This is a genomic window from Prevotella sp. P6B4, assembly GCF_000619985.1.
In the GTDB taxonomy this organism is placed as follows: domain Bacteria; phylum Bacteroidota; class Bacteroidia; order Bacteroidales; family Bacteroidaceae; genus Prevotella.
Genome location: NZ_JHVE01000011.1, coordinates 77,413 through 100,525 on the forward strand (window position 1 = coordinate 77,413; position 23,113 = coordinate 100,525).

15 protein-coding genes and 1 pseudogene are annotated in these 23,113 nt (G+C 51.4%); 9 read left to right on the forward strand and 7 right to left on the reverse strand.

The window, feature by feature from the left end:
* Positions 1-6 precede the first annotated feature (6 nt).
* Positions 7-945 carry an EamA family transporter gene (locus T491_RS0108825; protein ID WP_028903572.1) on the forward strand — a complete coding sequence of 313 codons (939 nt, stop codon included), beginning with the start codon at positions 7-9 and terminating at the stop codon, positions 943-945.
* On the opposite strand, the gene T491_RS0108830 is transcribed toward T491_RS0108825, so the two are convergent.
* On the reverse strand, positions 907-5,379 hold the full coding sequence (locus T491_RS0108830) for a translocation/assembly module TamB (protein ID WP_051523071.1): 4,473 nt from the start codon (positions 5,377-5,379) through the stop codon (positions 907-909). The genes T491_RS0108825 and T491_RS0108830 overlap by 39 nt on opposite strands.
* A 123-nt stretch (positions 5,380-5,502) precedes the next feature.
* On the opposite strand from T491_RS0108830, the gene T491_RS0108835 reads away from it, so the two are divergent.
* Genes T491_RS0108835 through nqrF form a run of 6 tightly spaced genes read left to right on the forward strand, consistent with a single transcriptional unit; the run spans position 5,503 to position 11,201 of the window.
* Positions 5,503-6,846 (forward strand): Na(+)-translocating NADH-quinone reductase subunit A, encoded by a 1,344-nt coding sequence (locus T491_RS0108835; RefSeq protein ID WP_028903574.1) that lies wholly within the window; start codon positions 5,503-5,505, stop codon positions 6,844-6,846.
* A gap of 2 nt (positions 6,847-6,848) precedes the next feature.
* Entirely contained in the window at positions 6,849-8,009 is a 1,161-nt protein-coding gene (locus T491_RS0108840; protein WP_028903575.1) for an NADH:ubiquinone reductase (Na(+)-transporting) subunit B, read from the forward strand.
* Between the two features lie 2 nt (positions 8,010-8,011).
* Entirely contained in the window at positions 8,012-8,668 is a 657-nt protein-coding gene (locus tag T491_RS16105) for an FMN-binding protein (RefSeq protein WP_051523076.1), read from the forward strand.
* Between the two features lie 4 nt (positions 8,669-8,672).
* On the forward strand, positions 8,673-9,296 hold the full coding sequence (locus T491_RS0108850; protein WP_028903576.1) for an NADH:ubiquinone reductase (Na(+)-transporting) subunit D: 624 nt from the start codon (positions 8,673-8,675) through the stop codon (positions 9,294-9,296).
* A 3-nt stretch (positions 9,297-9,299) separates the two neighbouring features.
* A complete protein-coding gene (gene nqrE / locus T491_RS0108855) occupies positions 9,300-9,926 on the forward strand; it encodes an NADH:ubiquinone reductase (Na(+)-transporting) subunit E (protein WP_028903577.1) in 627 nt (208 codons plus the stop codon).
* A gap of 6 nt (positions 9,927-9,932) precedes the next feature.
* Positions 9,933-11,201, forward strand: coding sequence for an NADH:ubiquinone reductase (Na(+)-transporting) subunit F (nqrF, locus tag T491_RS0108860; protein ID WP_028903578.1), 1,269 nt, complete (start codon positions 9,933-9,935; stop codon positions 11,199-11,201).
* An 80-nt stretch (positions 11,202-11,281) separates the two neighbouring features.
* Here the strand turns inward: nqrF and pflA are convergent, their stop codons facing one another.
* From pflA to T491_RS16110, 5 genes and pseudogenes are all read right to left on the reverse strand, one after another.
* The gene (pflA, locus tag T491_RS0108865) at positions 11,282-12,022 is read right to left on the reverse strand and encodes a pyruvate formate-lyase-activating protein (RefSeq protein WP_197018837.1); all 741 of its coding nucleotides are present in this window, start codon (positions 12,020-12,022) and stop codon (positions 11,282-11,284) included.
* Entirely contained in the window at positions 12,022-14,268 is a 2,247-nt protein-coding gene (pflB, locus tag T491_RS0108870) for a formate C-acetyltransferase (protein ID WP_028903580.1), read from the reverse strand. The genes pflA and pflB overlap by 1 nt, the downstream gene beginning before the upstream one ends.
* A 123-nt stretch (positions 14,269-14,391) precedes the next feature.
* A complete protein-coding gene (locus tag T491_RS0108875; protein WP_028903581.1) occupies positions 14,392-14,835 on the reverse strand; it encodes a DNA-binding domain-containing protein in 444 nt (147 codons plus the stop codon).
* 312 nt (positions 14,836-15,147) lie between these two features.
* Complete coding sequence (locus tag T491_RS18075) at positions 15,148-15,408, reverse strand: winged helix-turn-helix domain-containing protein (protein ID WP_231480226.1); 261 nt, start codon at positions 15,406-15,408, stop codon at positions 15,148-15,150.
* Positions 15,409-15,432: 24 nt separating this feature from the next.
* Positions 15,433-17,103, reverse strand: a pseudogene (locus tag T491_RS16110) (Na/Pi cotransporter family protein); the annotation flags it as partial.
* 116 nt (positions 17,104-17,219) lie between these two features.
* Here T491_RS16110 and T491_RS16115 point away from each other — a divergent pair.
* The gene (locus tag T491_RS16115; protein ID WP_051523072.1) at positions 17,220-19,532 is read left to right on the forward strand and encodes a hypothetical protein; all 2,313 of its coding nucleotides are present in this window, start codon (positions 17,220-17,222) and stop codon (positions 19,530-19,532) included.
* Here T491_RS16115 and T491_RS0108890 read toward each other — a convergent pair.
* A complete protein-coding gene (locus T491_RS0108890; protein WP_081773313.1) occupies positions 19,515-20,984 on the reverse strand; it encodes a TlpA disulfide reductase family protein in 1,470 nt (489 codons plus the stop codon). The two genes, T491_RS16115 and T491_RS0108890, sit on opposite strands and share 18 nt — an antisense overlap.
* Positions 20,985-21,246: 262 nt before the next feature.
* Here T491_RS0108890 and T491_RS0108900 point away from each other — a divergent pair, with 262 nt between their 5' ends.
* Positions 21,247-22,779 (forward strand): M48 family metallopeptidase, encoded by a 1,533-nt coding sequence (locus T491_RS0108900; protein WP_028903583.1) that lies wholly within the window; start codon positions 21,247-21,249, stop codon positions 22,777-22,779.
* Positions 22,780-23,113 lie beyond the last annotated feature (334 nt).

Consider the following 23,113-nt stretch of genomic DNA (forward strand, 5'->3'; position numbering starts at 1 on the left):
CGGAATATGTGGTTATTTTTGGCTTTTATGTCGGCAGCGCTTTTGGGCTGCTATGATTCTTTGAAGAAACAGGCCCTGAAGGGTAATGCGGTCATTCCCGTGCTGTTTCTCAATACGTTGTTTTCGAGTTTGATTTTCCTGCCTTTCATTGTGCTGAGTGCGGTGGCTGATGCGCAAGGTTCCGCTTTCATGGGGCTTGATTTGGGTATCTTCCATGTGGCCAGTGGTGGTTGGGATATGCATAAGTATATTCTGCTCAAGTCGTTCATTGTGCTGTCGAGCTGGATTTTAGGCTATTTCGGTATGAAACATCTGCCCCTGACGATTGTAGGCCCAATCAATGCCACCCGTCCTGTGATGGTGCTGGTGGGTGCGCTATTGGTGTTCGGCGAGCGTCTGAACCATTGGCAATGGATTGGTGTGCTGTTGGCTATCGCTTCGTTTCTGCTGCTGAGTCGTAGTGGAAAAAAGGAGGGTATCGATTTTAAGCATGACCATTGGATCTATATGATTGTGGGAGCTGCCGTATTAGGCGCTGTGAGCGGACTCTATGATAAGTTCCTGATGGCTCCGGTAGAAAATGGTGGCGTAGGTCTCGACCGTATGATGGTACAATCGTGGTACAACATCTACCAATGCTTTATGATGGGTGCTATGTTGTGGCTTCTGTGGTGGCCTAAGCACGAGCAGACGACACCGTTCCACTGGTCGTGGTCGATTGTTGGTGTAAGTCTTTTCCTGAGTATCGCCGACTTTATGTACTTCTATTCGCTATCGCTGCCCGAGGCTATGATTTCGATTGTCTCGATGATCCGTCGCGGTAGCGTGGTTGTCAGCTTTATGTTTGGTGCGATGTTCTTCCACGAGAAGAACCTCAAGGCAAAAGCCTTCGACCTCGCCCTGGTATTACTTGGTATGGTTTTCCTTTACATTGGTAGCCGCTGATTTCTTTTTGCGCTTCTTTGTAGAGAACAGGTCGCGAAGACCGTTGAAGTCCTTCTTCATGATGAGGCCGATGCCTTGCGTGTTGAGGGACGATTTTGTAAAGTAACGGTCGTTAGTCTGGTTGTAGACCTTTAGCGCCAAGTTGCCGTTGGGGTAGAGGAGATACTGTACGTCGAAATCGCCGATGAATGATGGACTGGCTTGTGTGGCATTATCGCGATAACCGAACTGACCATTGATAAGCAGTCGGTTGTTCAGCATGCGACCGTTGATAATGCCTTCGTATTCTGCATTATGCCATCCTTCGTTTCCGGTTGAGATGTTTGCGCCGAAGTTCCAGTTATCGTTCTTGATGAACTGGTTGATCAGCGAATTGATTTGTGATGAAAGCGTACCCGACAGGAAGCTCTGCATAGCCAGCGATGTCTGGTCAATACGCTCACCTGTGGCGCTGGTGCTGTTGTTGGCACCCTGATTGTAGAATCGGCCGATGGCCAACAGATAAACCACCTGCTGGTTCATCTCTTGTTGTCCGTTGATAACAGAGCGTACCATCTGCTGTTCATCGGCATTTACGGTTGGCATCTCTAAGTCGAAGTCAACCTGTGGCGCAGCTGGCTGTCCGCCGATATTCATCAGACAGTTTACGCGAATGGTGTTGCTGCTGAACGAATTGCCGATGTTCAGGTCTGAGAGGCTCACGCCGCTTACGGTATAGACGGCCTGCAGGTTGAGTGCTGCCTGATAGGGGTCGCCACCGAACACAATGGTGCCTCCTCGATTGAATGTGAAGTTCTTCTTGATGATGTTTTGGATGGTGATGCCATACGTGCCGTGATCGACGGTGTAGGTTCCGAACATGTTGAATGAGCCCTTGTTGTGGAATGAGGCACGAAGTGAGCCATTGCCATAAAGGGTGATATAATCTTTAGTGTTCTCGTCCATGAGGAGTTTGAGGGCTGCGTTGGGGGTAGCGTTAATCTGGAAATTGATGTAGATGTCGGTATCGTCGGCGCGCGTGTTGACAGGGATGTTGGCGCCAGATTTGGCAACTGTGCCAGATGAGGTGGTCGAGCCCGACTGCTCCCATGAGATGAACTCCTGATTGCTGATGGCATCAGGACTGGCGGCATTATACACAAATACCGTTCCAGGTTGTGGGGTGACGTTGCAATCGATAATTACGTCGTTGCCATGCCCGCTGATGCTGACATTGCCTGAGGCATAGACTGTGCCATAGAATGTCGACTCGCTTCCATCTGGATTCGTAAAGTCTTTAAAGTCGTATGCCAATAGGTCGTCGGCCTCTACGTTGAGGTCGTAGCTCAGGTTGGTCAGATGCTGGTGGTGTATGCCACCCGAGAGTATGCCCTTATGCCCTAATGCGTCATAGATAGCCATGTGGCGCAGTTCAATCTCGTCGGGTATCATCACGACCGTGTCGCGTACCAACTTATAAGTGGTGTTGAGTGGAGTAACGGTAGCCTCGCCATCCACAATCAGGTTTCCTGTCAGGTTAATATTGTCGAGTGTACCTGAGAGACGGGCTGTTCCCTCACCACGTCCGTTGATGCTACTGAGGAAACTCTTGGTGAAGTTATGCATGAACTCGATGCTGGTGCCGTCGGCTTCAATACCCAAGTCGATGGTGTTGTGTACGGGCGAGACATAGCCGTTGATACGTGTCTTGGCGTCTGGACCATCATCAGCCACCGCATGAATATCGATTTGCTGGGCCTCGTGGTTCCAGTTGGCAAGTGCATGGAGCACACCCATACGACCACGCTCAAACTTGAATTCTTCGACGGTCAGGTCGGCATTGGCCTTGAACTCATCGAAGAGCGACCAGGCGCGTGCCTTTCCTGTGGCCTTGCCGCTGAACTCTACGCTATGGAAGTTGACAAGGTCGAGGATATAACCTACCTCCACCTCACGCAGGTCGACGGTTAGAGAGTCGGTGTCGTTTTTCGAGGCGATACCATCCACGATGATGTGTTGTGCACCGTGATGCACGGAGAAATGGTCAACCAGCAGGAATTTGTCGGTATAGAGCACATCCGAAGGCTCTACGTCCCAGTCTTCGCCACGCAGGATGATGTGCGACGGCATTACGCGGAAGTGGGCTTCGGGCTTTCCTGCCACGTTATGATATAGTTGCATGATGGTGTTCATCTCACCACTCATATGCTCGTTTTCGTCGTGGTTGTCCCAATAGATTGCTGTGGTGAGGTTGTTGTTGGCAGCATGAGCCGAGAGACCGAGGTCAAGATGCTGTCCGTTGTCCATCAGTTTTTGGATGCTGACGTTGCAGCGCATGGTGTCGGCAGGCGATGAGATGTTCACGAAGCCATCGTTGTACCATGCGCCATTATAGGCAAACGAGGGAATGGCACCGTTCAGGTAAAGCTCGTTGGTATAGTCGTTCACGCGGGCTTGAAGCGTAACTGGCTGGCGTAGTTGCAGGTCAATGTTGAAGATGCGTCGCAGCCAGTCGCTTTTGCTCACCATCAGGCGCAGTACGAAGTTGTTGTTGCTCTTGGTGGTCTTTGCGGGAAGGATGGGCAATGTAGGTAGCTTACTCTTCAATAGATTGGTGAAGCTGGCAGCTAAGGTCTTATAGTCGAACTGTCCCTTCAACTCTGCATCGGCAAAGTCGCTCTTGATGCTGAGAAAGTGGATGCCGTTCTCATGCCCGGTGGTGATGTTAAGGTTGTCGAGACGATAGGCTGGATGCTGTTCGGTAGCCGATATATTGAAGTTACTCAGTCGGATATTGCCTTGTGCGTCGTTGAGGTTATGAGCGGCGATATCGGCTTCTAATTGTCCACTCAATGTGGCATTGCTCCATTGATCGGTCAGGTGTAAAGCCTGTGGATTATAGCGCTCGATAAATGCCTGTAGCTTGATGGAATTTAGAGCTTTTCCGCTGATATGCTCGTCTGACAGTTCTGCTTTGATTTCGGCCTCGAGGTTCGGGTCGTCTATGTCGATGTGGCCAGCAATCTTACCTTGGTTATAGCCACCGTCGAGAGCGAGATGATGGTAGGTGTAGCCCTTGTAGTCGAAATCGCTGATCAGACCTTCAACGTTCACGTCAGGCTTCTGTCCCTCGTGCAGTTGTCCCTTGAGGGCGAGGGTAGTGCTGATTTTTCCTAAATCGTTGTTGGCTAATAGCTGTTGAAGGCTTAATGAGGCGATATCTACAGTACCGGCAAACGATTGGTCGGCTGCTAAGTCAACAGAAAACTTTGCCTCGCCAGCGCCAGTCTGCAGGTTGGCCTGCAGGTTGCCGGCACCTTGTTGACTGCGTTCGCAGTTGGCTGTCAGCTGTACGCTGCCCAAACGTGTCAGCTCCGTTGGAATCTGTGGAAACGCTTTGGCGAGCAAGCCTATATAATCCTCAGATATCGCCAAACGGTTCAGCTGCACATTCCAATATGCGCGTTTCTGCCAGTCGGCCACCCATCCATGAGCTTGAATGTCAAGCTCGTGTCCCGTTGATGAAACCAAAAGGTTGGGAACCTGTACTTGTGTGTCTGACCCCTTGAAGTCGGTTTCTATGGAAACCTTATTTGATAAACCCTTTAGTGCTGGTATAAAACAACTTAATTCTGAGGGCGTTATGTTTGTGTTCGATATCTTTCCGTAATAGTTGAGCGATCCCTTCTGCATACCGCTGTCTGTGAGGAGATAGGAGGCGCTGAGGTTGTCGATCTGCAGGTGTGAAAGGGGTGTTTCCACCAGTAGATTCTCCAGCTGCGACTGTTTGCGACCAGCCGCTAAATGGAATTTCAGACGCTTGACCACCAGGCCGCAACGTTCTTTCAGTTCCAAACGCTTCACGTTGATGTTGAGCGAGTCGTCGGTCAGGGTACGCAGGTTGATGTGGGCGCTCAGGTCGCTCACCTTGAGGTGGGCGGGATTGAATAAACCGATGGTCTGTGGTTGGTCATATTGGTCATACGTCAGACTGGATCGACGGATGATGATCGAGTTAATACGCAGGTCGAGTGGGGTGTGGCTGGTGGTATCCTTCGATGCTAACGAGTCGAGCACGAACTGGAAGTTGGTCTGGCTCTGGGCGTTCTCCTTATATAATAGGAAATGGGCGCCAAAGAGCTGAGCCGATGAAATGGCTATTCTTCCTTTGAATAGCGGCAGTATCTCGAGGCGTACCGACAAGCGGCCCACACGCAGCATGTCCTGTTGCTGCTGGTCCTCGATACACACATTGTCGATGATCACGCGGTTAAAGAATCCCAGGTCGATGCGCCCCACGGTAACATGGGTGCCAAGCTTGTCAGAAATAGCCCCGGCCACTTTGCGCCCGAGGAAGTTCTGTGTCTGTGGAATATATGAAACAGCCATGAGTGCCACATTCAGCAGAATGACACCCCAAATTGTATAGCTAACGAATCTTTTTAGTAACTTCACGAGGCAAAATTACGACATTTTGTCGGGATTCGGGCATTTTTTTTCCATTATTTGATTTTATGTGCTATTTTTTATGTAATTTTGCAGTCGCAACGAACACTATTCAATAAATTTCTGATATAAATGGCAAATGTGATTAAGTTACGCAAAGGCTTAGACATTACCCTTGAAGGCAAGGCCGAGGAGAAGAAAATCCAGCTGAAATCAAACGGCAAGTTCGCGCTTGTTCCCGACGATTTCGAGGGAGTTACTCCAAAGGTTGTTGTCAAGGAGGGCGATCATGTCAAGGCCGGGGATGCCTTGTTCATCAACAAGCTGTATCCTGAGGTAAAGTTTGCCTCGCCCGTTAGCGGAACAGTTCGCGAAGTGGTGCGTGGTGAACGTAGAAAAGTGCTCTGCGTGCGAGTTGATGCCGACGAGACGCAGGAGTTCACCGACTTCGGCAAGAAGGACGTCAGCAAGCTTGTAGAGGAGCAAGTAGTTAATGCGCTGTTAGAGGCGGGTATCTTCGGATACATCAACCAGTTGCCCTACGCTGTTTCAACTAATCCAAGTGTGAAACCGAGGGCAATTTTCGTTTCTGCCCTGCGCGACAAGCCTCTGGCCTGTGATTTCGAGTATGAGGTTCAGGGTCAGGAGGCCGATTTCCAGACGGGTATCGATGCCCTGTCGCGTATCGCTACCGTTTATCTGGGTATAGGCGTGAACTCGAAGCTTGGTAACACCAAGAATGCGCAGGTTTGCGTGTTCGACGGTAAATGCCCAGCCGGAAACGTAGGCGTGCAGGTGAACCATATCTCGCCAGTGAACAAGGGTGAGGTGGTATGGACTATTGGCGACCCATCGGTGGTGCTGTTCATCGGTCGTTTGTTCAATACCGGTAAGGTGGATCTGCGTCGTACCGTAGCCCTGTGTGGTAGTGAGGTCAAGAACCCCGCACATGTGGACATGCTGGTGGGCGAGGAGCTCTCAACGCTGCTGAGCAACAGCTATGATGCTTCGCACTCGGTACGTATCATCAATGGTAATGTGCTCACCGGTCGTCCCACAACGAAGGATGGCTATCTGGGTGCACACACCAGCGAGATTACCGTTATTCCCGAGGGTAACGATGCTGATGAGATGCTGGGATGGATTCTGCCACGCTTCAAGCAGTTCTCTGTGAACCGCAGCTATTTCTCATGGCTGTGTGGTAAGAAGAAGTATGCGCTCGATGCCCGCGTGAAGGGTGGTGAGCGCCATATGATTATGAGTGGTGAGTACGACAAGGTGCTGCCCATGGACATCTATGGTGAGTACCTGATCAAGGCCATCATCGCCGGCGATATCGACCGTCAGGAGGCGCTTGGTATCTACGAGGTGGCTCCCGAGGATTTCGCACTTGCAGAGTTCGTGGATTCATCGAAACTGGAGCTGCAGCGCATCGTGCGTGAGGGCCTGAATATTTTACGTAAAGAAAACGCATAACTATGTCAGCATTAAGAAATTATCTCAATAAAATCAAGCCGAACTTTGAGGAGGGTGGCAAGCTTCATGCCTTCCGCTCTGTGTTCGACGGCTTTGAGACCTTCCTCTACGTGCCCAACGACACGGCGAAGGCTGGTGGCGTGAATATTCACGATTCCATCGACTCAAAGCGCATCATGAGTATGGTGGTTATCGCCCTGATGCCCGCCATGCTGTTTGGTATGTATAATATCGGTTACCAGAATGCGCTGGCTGCCGGCACCCTGGCCACAGCCTCGTTCTTCGAGCTGTTTGCCTTTGGTTTCCTGGCTGTTCTGCCCAAGATTCTGGTGAGCTATATCGTGGGTCTGGGCATCGAGTTCGCCTGGGCACAATGGAAGGGTGAGGAGATCCAGGAGGGTTACCTCGTATCGGGTATCATCATTCCTCTGATTATTCCTATCGGTTGTCCGCTGTGGATGCTCGCGCTGGCCTGCTCCTTCTCCGTTATCTTCTGTAAGGAGATTTTCGGTGGTACGGGTATGAACATCTTCAACCCCGCCATCGCAGCACGTATGTTCCTGTTCTTCGCCTATCCTTCAAAGATGACGGGTGATACCGTTTGGGTGGCTCAGAACAGCATCTTCGGCCTGGGTAACGACCTGCCCGACGGCTTTACCGCTGCCACACCACTTGGTCAGCTGGCACAGAATATCACACCCGACGCGTCGATTCTGGACATGGCGCTCGGTTTCATCCCCGGTTCTATCGGTGAAACCAGCCTGGTAGCAATCGCCATTGGTGCCGTTATCCTGCTGTGGACCGGTATCGCCTCTTGGCGCACCATGCTGAGCGTATTCGTGGGTGGCACGCTGCTGGCTGTGATCTTCGAGCAGAGCGGTCAGGGCATGACCTGGTGGCACCATTTCGTGATGGGTGGTTTCGCTTTCGGAGCTGTGTTCATGGCTACCGACCCTGTCACCTCATGCCGCACCACTACCGGACAGTATATCTACGGCTTCCTGATTGGCGCTATGGCCATCATCATCCGTGTGATGAACGCCGGTTATCCCGAGGGTATGATGCTTGCCATCTTCTTTGGTAACATGTTTGCTCCAACTATCGACCACTTCGTTGTGGAGCGCAATATCTCTAAACGTTTAAAGAGAGGAGGTCGCAAATGAAACTGAATACAAACTCTAACGCGTACATTATCATTTATAGCGCGATCATGGTGGTTATCGTGGCTTTCCTGCTGGCCTTTGTCTATCAGGCTCTGAAGCCCATGCAGGATGCTAACGTGGCCCTCGATGTGAAGAAGCAGATTCTCTACTCGCTCAACATCCGCAACCTGGATGGTGCCGAGGCCGAGGCCAAGTATGCCGAGGTGGTGAAGGAAGAGAAAGAGAACAATAGTCAGAAGGTATATGAGTGCCAGATTGACGGCAAGCAGATCGTGGTCGTATCGCTCAAGGGCATGGGTCTTTGGGGCGGCATCAGCGGCTATCTGGCTGTCGACGAGGCAGGCAAGGTTTATGGCGCCTACTTCAACCACGAGGGCGAGACCGCTGGTCTGGGTGCTGAAATCAAGGACTCTCAGGAGTGGCAGGAGAAGTTCATCGGCAAGAAGATCTGGGACGAGCAGGGCAACGTGGTTCTCTCAGTTGTTAAGAAGGTGGATGACCCCGCTACACAGGTGGACTGTGTTACTGGTGCCACCCTTACTTCGAATGGCGTTGACGCGATGCTGAAGGACGGAATGAAAGATTTCCAGACCTATGCTATCGGCCGAATGCTCGAGACTGTTGCAAATACTGATTCAACTAAAGTAGTGGAGGAATAAGACTATGGCATTATTCAGTAAACAAAATAAGGAGGTTTTTACCAACCCGTTGAACGTAGATCATCCTATCCTCGGACAGGTCTTGGGTATCTGCTCGGCGCTGGCTGTGACATCACAGCTCAAGCCCGCCATCGTGATGGGACTGGCTGTAACCGTTATCACAGCCTTCTCAAACACTATCATCTCTATCATCCGCAACACCATTCCTAACCGCATCCGTATTGTGGTTCAGCTGGTGGTTGTAGCTGCGCTGGTAACCATCGTGAGCCAGATCCTGAAGGCTTTCGCCTACGATGTGAGCGTGCAGCTGAGTGTGTATGTAGGTCTGATTATCACCAACTGTATCCTGATGGGCCGCCTCGAGGCGTTTGCCATGCAGAACAAGCCCTGGCCTTCGTTCCTCGATGGTGTGGGCAACGGTCTGGGCTACGCTATGATCCTGGTGATCGTGGGTGCTGTTCGTGAGTTGCTGGGCCGTGGCTCTCTGCTGGGCTTCCAGCTGATTCCCGATGCCTGCTACGACTTCGGTTATGTGAACAATGGTATGATGACGATGCCCGCTATGGCGCTGATCCTTGTGGGATGTGTGATCTGGGTTCATCGTGCTTACTTTTATAAGGAGAAATAAGATATGGAACACGCAATATCATTACTGTTCAGGTCGATCTTCGTCGACAATATGATCTTCGCTTTCTTCCTCGGCATGTGCTCTTACCTGGCTGTGTCGAAGACGGTGAAGACTTCGCTGGGACTCGGTCTCGCTGTGACCTTCGTGCTCACCGTTACCGTTCCCGTCAACTATCTGTTGCAGACTAAGGTGCTGGGCCCCGACTGCCTCGTTGAGGGTGTGGATCTCAGCTACCTCAGCTTTATCCTCTTCATCGCTGTCATCGCAGGTATGGTGCAGCTGGTAGAGATGACGGTCGAGAAGTACTCGCCCTCGCTCTATGCCGCGCTGGGTATCTTCCTGCCTCTGATTGCCGTTAACTGCGCTATCATGGGTGCTTCGCTGTTCATGCAGCAGCGCATCCTGATGGATCCCTCTAACTCGCAGGCCATCACCTCTGTATGGGATGCCGTGATCTACGGCTTCGGCTCTGGTATCGGTTGGGCGCTGGCCATCGTGGCCATGGGTGCCATTCGCGAAAAGATGCAGTATTCGGATGTGCCCAAGCCCCTGCAGGGCCTCGGCATCGTGTTTATCACCGTGGGCCTGATGGCTATGGCGATGATGTGTTTCTCTGGCTTAAACATTTAATAAGGTATGGCACAGTTTATAGCATATAGTATAGGAGTGTTCCTCCTGGTAATCATCTTGCTGGTGGTTATCCTGTTGGTGGCCAAGAAGTATCTGAGCCCCAGCGGCAATGTGAATATTACAGTTAACGGCGACAGGGTGCTCAACGTGCCACAGGGTAACAACCTGATGGCCACACTCAACGAGAACGGCATCTTCCTGCCTTCAGCCTGTGGCGGTAAGGCCAGCTGTGGCCAGTGTAAGGTGCAGGTGCTCGAGGGTGGCGGCGAGATTCTCGACTCAGAGAAGCCTCACTTCTCGCGCAAGCAGATCAAGGACCACTGGCGCCTGGGCTGCCAATGCAAGGTGAAGGGCGACCTGAAGATTCATGTAGATGAGTCGATCCTGGGTGTTAAGGAGTACGAGTGTACCGTGATCTCTAACAAGAACGTGGCTACCTTCATCAAGGAGTTCAAGGTGCAGCTGCCTGCCGGCGCTCATATGGACTTCCTGCCTGGCTCGTATGCCCAGATCAAGATTCCTAAGTTCGATTGCATCGACTATGATAAGGATTTCGACAAGAGCCTGATTGGCGACGAGTATCTGCCTGCATGGGAGAAGTTCGGTCTGTTCCCACTCAAGTGTAAGAACCCCGAGGACACCATCCGTGCCTACTCAATGGCCAACTATCCTGCCGAGGGTGATGTGTTCATGCTCACCGTGCGTATCGCCACACCTCCATTCAAGGCCGACCGTTCGGGCTTCATGGATGTGAACCCTGGTATCGCTTCATCTTATATCTTCTCGCTGAAACCCGGCGACAAGGTGATCATGAGCGGTCCTTTCGGCGATTTCCACCCACACTTCGACTCGAAGAAGGAGATGATCTGGGTTGGTGGTGGTGCCGGTATGGCGCCTCTGCGTGCGCAGATCATGCACATGACCAAGACCCTCCACACCAAGGATCGCGAGATGCACTACTTCTATGGTGCCCGCGCGCTCAACGAGGTGTTCTATCTGGACGACTTCCTGGGCCTGGAGAAGGAGTACCCCAACTTCCACTTCCACCTGGCGCTCGACCGTCCCGACCCCGCAGCCGATGCTGCTGGCGTGAAGTACACCCCGGGCTTTGTGCACAATGTGATGTACGAGACCTATCTGAAGAACCACGAGGCTCCCGAGGATATCGAGTACTACATGTGCGGTCCTGGCCCTATGTCGAAGGCCGTTGTGGGCATGCTCGATTCGCTCGGCGTAGATCCCGAGTCGATCATGTACGATAACTTCGGCGGATAATCCGTTATCCCCCATAAACAAAACAAGTGCAGCAACCTTGATGGCGCTGCACTTGTTTTTTTTGCTTTGCGGCGGGGATTTTACTTTGCGCCGAGGATTTCGCGGGCGCGGGCTGTTTGCTCGGCGGTGGGGGGCTGGGTATCCTTCAGGGTGTAGGCGATGCCCAGGTTGTCCCACTTAAAGGTGCCCAGGGTGTGGTAGGGCAGCACCTCTACGCGCTGCACGTTTGTGAGCGTGTCGATGAAGCGGCGCAGCTGGGTGAGCTGGGCCTCGTCGGTGGTGATGCCGGGGACGAGCACGTGACGTATCCATACCGGTTTCTCGATGTCTGAGAGATAGCGGGCGCAGTCGAGGATGGGCTCGTTGCCGTGGCCTGTGAGCCAGCGGTGGCGCTCGCTGTCGATGTGCTTGATGTCGAGCAGCACCAGGTCGGTGGCCTGCATCAGGCGCTCGAACTTGGCGAAGAAGGGCTCTTGGTGGGTGAAGGGCTGGGCTGAGGTGTCGAGACAGGTGTTGATGCCGCGCCGGTGGGCCTCTTCGAACAGCTGGATGAGGAAGTCGATCTGCAGCAGGGCCTCGCCGCCGCTCACGGTGATGCCGCCATCAGGCCCCCAGTAGCTGCGGTAGCGCTCGGCCTTATTGAGCAGCTCGTCGACTGTAGTGGGGGTGCCACAGGTGTCGGAACCCAGGCGCCAGGTGTCGGGGTTGTGGCAGTAGCGACAACGCATCTGACAACCCTGCATGAAAATCAAGAACCGAATCCCTGGCCCATCAACGGAGCCAAAGGATTCGGTAGAGTGTATATAGCCTGTACTACTCATTACAGGCTCTCGTGAGATTGACGTGCGATAACATCCTCCTGCTGCTCACGGGTGAGGTCGATGAACTTCACGGCGTAACCAGATACACGGATGGTGAAGTTAGCGTACTCGGGCTTCTCGGGATGCTCCATGGCGTCGCGCAGCTTCTCGATACCAAACACGTTCACGTTCAGGTGGTGGGCACCACGGCTGAAGTAACCGTCCATCACGCGAACCAGGGTGTTGGCGCGCTCGTCGTCGTTCTGACCCAGGGCGCTTGGACTGATGGTCTGAGTGTTTGAGATACCGTCGAGTGCATACTCGTAAGGCAGCTTGGCCACTGAGTTGAGCGAAGCCAGCAGACCGTTCTTCTCGGCACCGTAGCTTGGGTTGGCACCAGGAGAGAGTGGGGTACCGGCACGGCGTCCGTCGGGCAGGTTACCTGTGTACTTACCATAAACCACGTTTGAGGTGATGGTGAGGATAGAGCAGGTTGGGGTAGCGTTACGATAGGTGGCGTGCTTGCGGATCTTCTTGACGAAGGTCTTGAGCAGCCATACGGCGATCTCGTCGGCGCGGTCGTCGTCGTTACCGTAGCGTGGGAAGTCGCCCTCGGCCACGTAGTCCACGTTGAATCCCTCCTCGTCGCGGATCATCTTCACCTTGGCGTATTTCACAGCCGAGATAGAGTCGACCACGTGTGAGAATCCGGCGATACCGGTAGCGAATGTGCGGCGCACGTTGGTATCGATGAGGGCCATCTCGGCAGCCTCGTAGAAGTACTTATCGTGCATGTAGTGGATGAGGTTCAGGGTGTTCACATACACACCGGCCAGCCAGTCCATAGCCTGGTCGAAGCGTGGAGCCAGCTCATCCCATGTGAGGTACTCGTCCTTGATGGGGCGGAAACCTGGAGCAACCTGCTCGCGGGTCTTGGCGTCGACACCACCGTTACATGCATACAGGAAACACTTGGCCAGGTTGGCGCGTGCTCCGAAGAACTGCATCTCCTTACCAGTCTGTGTAGCACTTACACAGCAGCAGATGCTATAATCGTCGCCCCATACAGGACGCATCACTTCGTCGTTCTCGTACTGGATTGAGCTGGTCTTAACCGAGATCATCGCAGCATACTTCTTGAAGTTCTCGGTCAGGCGTGGCGAGTAAAGTACGGTGAGGTTTGGCTCGGGTGAAGGACCCATGTTCTCCAGGGTATGGAGGAAACGGTAGTCGTTCTTGGTCACCATGTGGCGTCCGTCCATGCCCATACCGCCCACTTCGAGTGTAGCCCAAACGGGGTCGCCCGAGAAGAGCTCGTTGTATGATGGGATACGTGCGAACTTCACCATGCGGAACTTCATTACCAGGTGGTCGATGAGCTCCTGTGCCTCGGCCTCGGTGAGTGTGCCCTCTTCCATATCACGCTGGATGTAGATATCGAGGAATGTAGATACACGACCTACTGACATGGCAGCACCGTTCTGGGTCTTGATGGCAGCCAGATAGCCGAAGTACAGCCACTGTACAGCCTCGCGGGCGTTGTTGGCAGGCTGTGAGATGTCGAAGCCGTAGATCTGTGCCATCGCCTTCATCTCCTTCAGGGCCTTGATCTGCATCGAGATCTCCTCACGCTGACGGATGATATCGTCGCTCATCACACCGGCACCGCAGTTGCGCTTGTCGGCTTCCTTCTCGGCGATGATGAAATCGATACCGTAGAGAGCTACACGACGGTAGTCGCCCACGATACGGCCACGACCATAGGTGTCGGGCAGACCGGTCAGGATGTGGTTGTGACGTACGTGCTTCATCTCCTCGGTGTAAGCATCGAATACGCCATCGTTGTGAGTCTTGCAATATTTTGTGAAGATCTCGTGCAGCTTCTCTGATGGCTTGTAACCGTAGTTAGTGCAAGCCTGCTCAGCCATCTTGATGCCGCCAAAAGGCATGAAGGCGCGCTTCAGGGGTTTATCGGTCTGCAGACCAACTACCTTCTCCAGGTCCTTCTTACTCTCGTCGATGTAGCCAGGGCCATAAGCTGTCATGCTCGATACGATCTCTGTCTCCATGTCGAGCACGCCACCCTTGGCACGCTCCTCCTTCTGAAGCTCCTGCAGACGTCCCCACAACACGTTGGTGGCATCAGTAGGCTCAGCCAAGAAAGACTCGTCGCCTTCGTAAGCTGTGTAGTTGTTCTGAATAAAGTCTCTGAGATTGACCTCTTCGGTCCACTTGGTTCCTTTAAAACCACGCCATTCTTTACGCATAAATCAAATTTGAGTTTTATATAAAAAAATAATACCTATTGCAAAATCGGCTGCAAAGGTACTACTTTTTTGTGAATTACGCAAATATTTACGTCGCTATTATTTTTTTGTCCGCTGATACAGTTATTTCTTTGATGTATGATAATAATGTGTTTCAACGGCTTCGCATCCATCCAGAATGCTGCGATGGATATGTCCGTTCTTGTCTGGACCAATGGCGCTATAACGTTTGCCTTCAGGCGTATAATTACATTTAAAACCAGTAATATGTCGATCGCGCCTGAATTCCTTTGGATTATCAACGCATACACTCTTTACAGAGATTGACAACTTGCCCATCTCTTTCAAATCTACGGTATAGCCGTTCTGCATGTAGAACTTCACAGTATCAAACAGCTCGCGTAGCACAAGTCTGACATCGGAGGCTTTCGCTGTGCAGTTTTCCTCAATCATCTCCTCGATGTCCTCCAATGAGATAACACCTTGCTTCACGGTGTGAGCGTAATACTTACCATAGTTCTTACTACCCTTGATTTTGTTCTGTAGGAGTCTGTACTGTATAGCCATAATTCGTTTTTGCTGCAAAGATAATATATTTGAAAGCCGATTCCAAATTATTTATCTAAAAAAACACTAAAATCACAAAACAAATTCACTGAATTTGTTATTCAAATACACTGAATTTGATACACAAATACACTGAATTTGATACACAAATACACTGAATTTGTATAATAAGTAACTATAGTTATTTCTTGAATACCCGTTGGTTCACTTCCTTTGAAGAATACTATCCACTGAAAAGCCGCCCATGAAAGGACGGCTTAATCAACGAAGAGATTCAAATGTTCAACGACAATAAACCGGTCGAATAAACCACTACCCCTCGAACACATAGCCATGGCCCTGGCGGCTGACGATGTTCTGGGCGTAGAGGCCCAACTTTTTGCGCAGGCGGGTGATGTGAACATTAACCGTGCGTTCGGTGACGATGACATCGGCCCATACTGTGCTTATGAGCTGCTGGCGGGTGAGCACGTGGTTGCGGTGAGTGAGCAGTTGGTACAGAAGGTCGAACTCGGTACGGGTAAGACTGATGGGCTGACCATCGATGGTGACGGTTCGGCGATCTACATTCATCTTCAGGCTATTGTAGGTCTGATAGCGTTTACCCAGGCGTGCCTCTACCACGTTCATCACGTAATCGCCCAGTTTCTCGCAATCGGCTACAATGTCGGTATATAGTGTGCCAAGCGTGTAACTGTAAGTATGGCTGTTAACATCGCTGATGGCCTGGGCCTTGATATTGTCGCGCATCGTGTTGATGTCGGTCTCGATATCCCGCGAAGCATCGATGGTCAGGTTTTCGTGGCGACCGTTCAGTACCACTATCATCTGGGTTAACGCCTCGTTTACCAGATGTTGCATGTCGCGCAAACGTGTATATTGCGTAGCTGTAAAGTCCTCGCGGTTATCACGTAGGGTCTTGATGGTTCGCGCCATCTTATAACAGGCGTCGCCTATAGATTCGAGTTCGCCAATCTGGCGGAACATCATGCGTATCTTATCCTTGGTGGCATCGGAAAGGTGCTCATTACTTACCTGCTCAAGATAGGTGGCGATCTCTATCTCCATATTGTCGGCAATGCTTTCGTAGCGTTCGATACGTTCGTACTGGCGCTCAAACTCCTTCTTGTCCTTTTCGTCGATCAAGGTGCGCGTCATGCCAAACATACGTTGCATGCGCTCGGCAAAATGGATAATCTCCTTCTGTGCCTGCAGGATAGATATTTCGGGGGTGGCCATTACGCCGCCATCGATAAAGTGGAGGGTGGCATGGGGCTTGGTTTGCTGGCGATCGGGAAGTAAACGACACACGATGCGCTCCATCTGGGGGATGAAACCAATGAGCAAAGCGGTGTTGAGTACGTTGAAACAGGTATGGAACATGGCCAGCACCACCGGCAGAAGCGCTGTATGTGAGCCTATCGCAGGATTGTAGCCAACGATGCTGCACACCAAATCCACGAACGGATAGAATACTATCAGCACCCACGCCACACCGAACACGTTAAACAGCAGATGTGCCAATGCTGCGCGTCGGGCCTCGATGCCTGCTCCAAGTGCTGCCAGATTGGCCGTGGCGGTGGTGCCGATGTTTTCGCCCATCACCAAGGCTATACCCATATAGATAGGCAGTACGCCAGTAGAGCAGAGCAGGATGGTGATGGCCATGACGGCTGCCGACGACTGTACGATACAGGTGATGAGTGTGCCTGCAATCAGGAAGATAAAAATGGTAAGATGACTGCTGGTATCGAACGATGCAAAGAAGCTTACCACCTGGGCATTGTGCTGCAGATCCATATCCTTACCTGCGCTACTCAGCATCACCAGCGACCAGAACAGAAAGGCTAATCCAAACAGGAATTCGCCAGCATAGCGATGGCGCTTTTTGTAAATGAGCACCATGCCTACCAAGAAGGCTGGGAACACCACTACGCTCAGGTTGAGGTTGTAACCCAGCGACATAATCCATGCCGTAAGCGTGGTACCGATATTGGCACCCATGATGACCGAGATGGCTTGTGACAGGGTGAGCAGTCCGGCACTCACGAACGATACCGTCATGACCGTAGTGGCCGACGACGACTGTACGGCGCAGGTAACAAATGTGCCTGTCAGCATGCCGGTAAAACGGTTGGTGGTCATTCGTCCAAGGATATGTCGTAGTCCTGATCCTGCCATTTTCTGTAGGGCATCGCTCATCGTCTTCATGCCATAGATGAGAAGTGCGAGCGACCCTAAGAGTCTTAATACGATTTCAAATGTCATAGTTTTGTATTTTAATGATTTCGATGGCAAAGATACGCAAATATTGATTAGCTTGCAAATAATTGAGGTTACGTTTTGGTTACATTTACTTAATTTATTGTATATTTGCAGGCGATATGAAAATGATGAATAATAACCATAACTGGTGGTGCCTGTGTGCAGTATTGCTTTTGATGGCAGTTGGAACAGCCGGGGCACAGAGCGTGAAGAGACCGCAGCTGGATCAGCACCATCTGCTGTTGGATGCCAATCTGGATCAGAATGAAAACGCAGCTTATTGCTTCCGGACTTTTCAGGAGGCTGTGAACCATCTGGGCGACAGCTGCATACTGTATGTGGCGCCTGGGGTTTATTGGGTTGACAATCCTGACGATCCGGAGATCAAAGTGGGCAAGGATGGGCGAGAGCCTTTCGGTTGTGTTGTAAAGTGCCGCCAGCTGCGTATTGTCGGGCTCGACACTCTAGCACAGAATACCGTGCTGGCAGCCCAACGCGGACAGACGCAGGGGGCTGTCGGCAACTTTACCATGCTCGACATCTGGAGCGACTCGCTGGTGGTGGAGAATCTGACGCTGGGCAACTACTGTAACGTGGACCTGGACTATCCGCTCAACCCTGCGCTCTCGCGAAAGAAACGTAGCGATGCCATCACCCAGGCTCATGTAGGCTATGTGCATGGTAAATGGCTGACGGCCCGCAACGTGCGCTTTATCAGTAGATTGAACCTCAACCCGCTGAACGGCGCCGATCACTCATACTATGAGAACTGCCACTTTGAGTGTACCGACGATGCCATGAACGGTACAGCCGTCTATCGACATTGCGACATAGACCTTTACGGGCAGAAACCCTTCTGGAGCACGTTCGGTAGGGGCGCGATGTTTGTGGATTGCGACTTCAACGTGAAGGGTAACAACCGCGAGATGTTCTTCTGCAAGCAGGGCGGGCCCCTCGCGCTCATCGACTGCCGCTACCATGCGCCCTCTGACAGCATCTATATCGGCTGGACTGGCTATCCCCAGAAATGGCTGCGATGCTATCAGAAGAACTTTACGCTGAATGGTAAACCTTATATCATAGGCAGTCGCCAGCAGGAGAATACCATCGTGATCGACTCGCTGTGGCTGCAACCCGACGAGCCGCCGTATCTGGCCATCAATCGCCACGAAGCGGAGATGCTGGTGGGAGGTCAGCCACTCAAGCTCCATGTGCGCTCTGATGGCAGGAAGGTGGAGTGGCTGATACAGCCGCCCTACAACCAGATAGCTACGCTCGACACATCGACCGGCGACTCGGTGACGGTTTCAATCGCCTGCGATTTCGTGGACGACCCTATCAGCTTCCCTGTGACGGCCATGACTGTTGATGGCGAAGGTATGTCTGCTGTTGCCGTATGCCAAGTGACGGTACAGCCTCCCTTGTTACCTGCGCCAACCTTTTTGAAAGCTCCTCGAATCAGTATCAAGGATGGTGTGGCGCGTGTTGGCTATCAGCTCAACCTGCAGGGCAGAGAGGATGTCTCGCGCATCGTCTGGGGGCGACTTGATAGCGACGACTGTCTGCAGGAGGCTGTTCTGGCCGATAGCAACAATGGCCCTCAGCATACCTACAAGCTGCGCCCCAGCGATGTTGGTCGCCGGCTGGTGGTGAGCATACGTCCTGCCCACTCACGGAGTGTGAAAGGAATGCTGACTCAGATAGTAAGCAGGCCGATAACGGCTAAGGACATCAAGGCGCCTTACTGCTTAGAAACCGATTTCAGCGATGTTCGTTGCCAGTCGAGCCAAGGTCTTGTGCCCGATGCCTGGCAGGCCGATGGCTACAAGCCAGCCGACACCGCCGAATATCCATGGACTTTCGACCCCAAGAAGCCCATGTGGGCATATGGCGAGGGCTTTAACGGCGCCGTGGGCAAGGGGCTGCTGCAGGCTCAGCGTGGCGCCCGACTGATGTACACACCTGCCGAAGGCACCTATACCGACATGACGCTGACCCTGCAGGTAGATCCCACGAAGACAGCCGGGCAAGGTTTCGGTTCTGCCACAGGACAGTATATGGACGTGTGTCTGAAGTTCGACACCCAAACGCTCACAGGCTATGGGTTGCGTATCATCCGCACCACCAAGCATGCCAAGGCTGTGGATTTCTACCTCGTGAAGTATCAGAACGGAACGGTCATGCCGATATCCGATGCCATCAGTTCCACCTGCTATCGTACAGGGTGTACCATCAGCCTGACTGTTAAGGGCGACTTGTTGCGCGCCCACGTTGAGACTGTTACGCCAATGCCCCAGGACAGCACGCTGCCTCATGTGGTAGATCTCAGCGCTACTATAGCGCCATTGCCCTTTGGTGGCATTGCCATACAGCACACCGGTTCATGTGGCGAGAGCACCACCATGCTCCATCACTTAATGGCTACTTGGTAAGGAAACATTCCTGATGACAAAGGCGCCTTCTACGTCGCCCTCCTTGAAGTCGAAGGTGGCGGGTAGGGTGTCGAATGGCTCGAAGGTGAGGGTGAAGTCGCTGTAGTAGATGTTGCCAAGAATCTCGTTAGTGGATTCAGTAGCTTTCACTTGGGGATAGTTGTCTTCATCGAGTTTGATGCCATCGGCTGCTGTAAGTTTGTATTTTTTGCCGTTAGCTGAAAGATATGACTCTTTGACAATACGGAACCAATAGCCCTTATGGGTGTAATAGCGCATACTGATGGTAGTACTGTTGTTATTAGCAGCAACTTTCTGGATAACCAGCGAGAGGTTGGCGCTGTTGTCCTGTTTGGGGCCATTTAATGCATCGGCCATACCCATAAAATATCCATAGTTATACCCCATGGTTTTCCAAACGATACGCTTGTCGGGCGAGATTAATACGTAGTAAGGCATGGCGATTACATCACAATAGTTGCTACAGATGTCCTTCGAGGCGTTGTTCCAGTTCTTCCAGATAATGCGCTTGCTGAATTCATGCTTCTGAAACTCTGAGAGCTTGTTTAGATTGATACCGATGATTTCCAGCTGATCCTTCATTTTTCCGTAGAATTCTTTCATCTCAGATTCAGACATCATGCAAGGATCACACCCAATGCCCCAGAAGTCGAGTAATACGTATTTGCCATTGGTAAAGGCTTCGAACAGATGATGTTTCTGCCCTTGCATATCAACTAGCTCGGCATCCATGGCTTCAGCTCCTACCTGCAATATGCGTGGTGGATACACATTATTGTGTATTTCGATAAGTCGCTCTTCAAAGCCTTTTGGCGCACGGGTAGCTATGGTCTTCTCTAAATTCTTCAACTGCTCCATGTATGGAAAGTCTTTGGCGTTTTTGGCGGTTATGGCTATGCCACATAGTGCGTTGATAGTAGCTGCATCTATAGGTAGTGAGGGAAGAAGGTCCATACGGAGCTTCATTAATTTCGTTTCAACTGTTTCCATCTCAGTCCAAGGCTTATGATTCAGTTCCATCTGCATCAATTCTTTTATCACTTCGCGGCAATGCTCGGTCAATCGGTTTTGGGTCTGTTGCTCTGGTACGGAGCTCTCTACTTTCCATAAGGGATATAGGCAGTCGGTGCCCGATAGCTTCACAGTTACCCCAGGACGTAGAAAGATGGTTAACATATAAGTGGGGCAGCCTTCGCCGATTAAACTGATAGAACATTCGGTGATTGCTTCGACGGGTAGCGTGAAGGCAAAACGTCCTGCTTGTACGGTGTCGACAACAGTTTCAATAGTACCCGTACCGGCAAACACCAATGTGCCGTCTTTTATTGCGGGTGAATAACCTGTGATGGTAGCTGTCTTTGTTTGTGCGAACCCTGCTATAACTACGAGGGTTAACACGATGGTGATGATAGTTTTTTTGTTCATAATCATATTGTTTTTTAATTGATTGATTGGGCTTATGCCGCTGGCAAAGTTATGATGAATGGGCTAATCGTGCAAGTTTTTTTCTGGAAAAATGATAGAGTGGGTGTTGCAATGGTTTTTGTGCTAAATAGTTGATATTGAACGGTATAGATAAATGAGAGTTGCAGATAAAGTGGCTGAGAGGGACGGGGTAAAGATGCGAAAAACGCCATGAAAGTTTGTAAATATGAAGAAAAGACTGTATTTTTGCAACGTAATTGCAATCGTTATGAAGAAACTATTGATCATACTGATGTCCATAACCATCATGGTAGGATGTACCGAACGACAGCACCCGCTGCTGAAGCAGGCCTGGGGGCTGGTAGAAGATAAGCCCAATAAAGCATATACCATATTAGGTAAGGTGCAATCTGATGCGCTGACGGATGCTGACAGGGCTGAGTACGGACTGCTGAAAACGATTGTGGCCTACAAGATTCATGGTATCAATATCGTTGACAACGACTCGCTGATATCAGCCAGCATAGCCTATTACAACCTGCATGGCGACGAGTGGCATCGCGGGCGTGCCTATTATTACAGAGGCATGCTCAGAATGTATCGCTATGACAACATGCAGGATGCCATCATCGACTTTAAGATGGCTGAGACCATTGCGGAGCATGCCGACGATAAGGATCTGAAAAACCGTGTCTACGACATCCTGCACCACGTCAATATCATCAGCCATAATCGTCAGCAATCCTTGCGCTATGCCCGTAAGTGGTTGGACAATAGCATGGCCCTCAACGATAGCGTGATGATGCTGAAGAACCTGTTGATATGTGCCAACGCTTATGCTGATCTGGATCAGTTGGATAGCGCATGTGTGTATTTAGACAGGACGCTCAGATTAGAAAAGCATGCCGATTCAAGCTTGTTGCCAAGTATTTATGCTACAGCTGCTATCGTTTTCCAGGAGCATGGCGATGAAGAGAAAGCACTTTCCTATATGAAGAAATGGGAAGGCACATCATCTTATGAAAATATAGGTTTCCTGACGCTGGCGCGCATTCGTAAGGCCCAGGGACAATATGATAAGGCTATCCGACTGCTGAAGGTGGAGATGGATATGCCAGACCGCGATCAGAAGACACGGATGAAATGCATGGAGCTACTTTCAGAGCTCTATGAACTGACTGGCGATAAGGAACTGACCTTGGAAACCAAAGCACAGATTCAGGCGTATGACGACTCTATGAAATACGTGAATCGTGCCATGCAGATGGATGACTGGCAGCAGAAGTTCGATGAGGTACGGCAGACCAAGGAGTTTGATTATCGCTTATCGTGGATGCAGAGTCTGATCATAGCGCTGATAGTGGTTGTGACGCTTGCCATTGCTACTGGTCTGCTGATACATCGCCGTAAGGTGCGTCGATTGAGCAACCGACTGGACGAGGATGCGCAGCGCCTCAGCAACCATCGCACCAAAATCGATGAACTGGAGGGGCGCATGGAGCACATCTCCAATACGTTGCTGGTGGGCACGCAGATGTTCAACCAGCTACAGCAGCGCCAGCCCATCGCCGAGGCTACCGCCAAGGAGCAGCAGTCGTTAGTTGACTATTTCTCGCAGCTTCGTCCCAAACGCTGGCAGGAGTGGCAACGCAAATACAGCGGACTGTCAACGGCGCAGTACATCTTCCTGATTATGCAGGACGATCTGCACTACGACGATGCAGCCATCGCCGCCGCCCTCGATGTGAAGCGCACCTCGGTGCGCAGCATGCGCTCCCGTATCAAGAGCAGGGAGCGATAGTGTCGACCTCTATATTCTTTTATATATCGTATATGGTAGGCATTTGATTATGCAGGCAAGGATATGCCAACGTTTGGTGACGTAGGCTTTAGCTTTCTTTTGCTTAATGGCCATCATGATTTGCTTGGTCACTTTTTCGACTGGCATCAACCAAAACAGGCATCGCCTTTGGCCATTGCTTCGCCTCGCAGACCGCCAATAGAGGTGAGGCTCACAAGGTGACCAAAGCCTTGTTGTTCGAAAATCTGGTAGAACCTGTCAATCGCAAACGTCCATCCTACGACATTGGTATCTTAATCTCTTCCAGATATTGTATGTAGTGGTGAAGAACTGT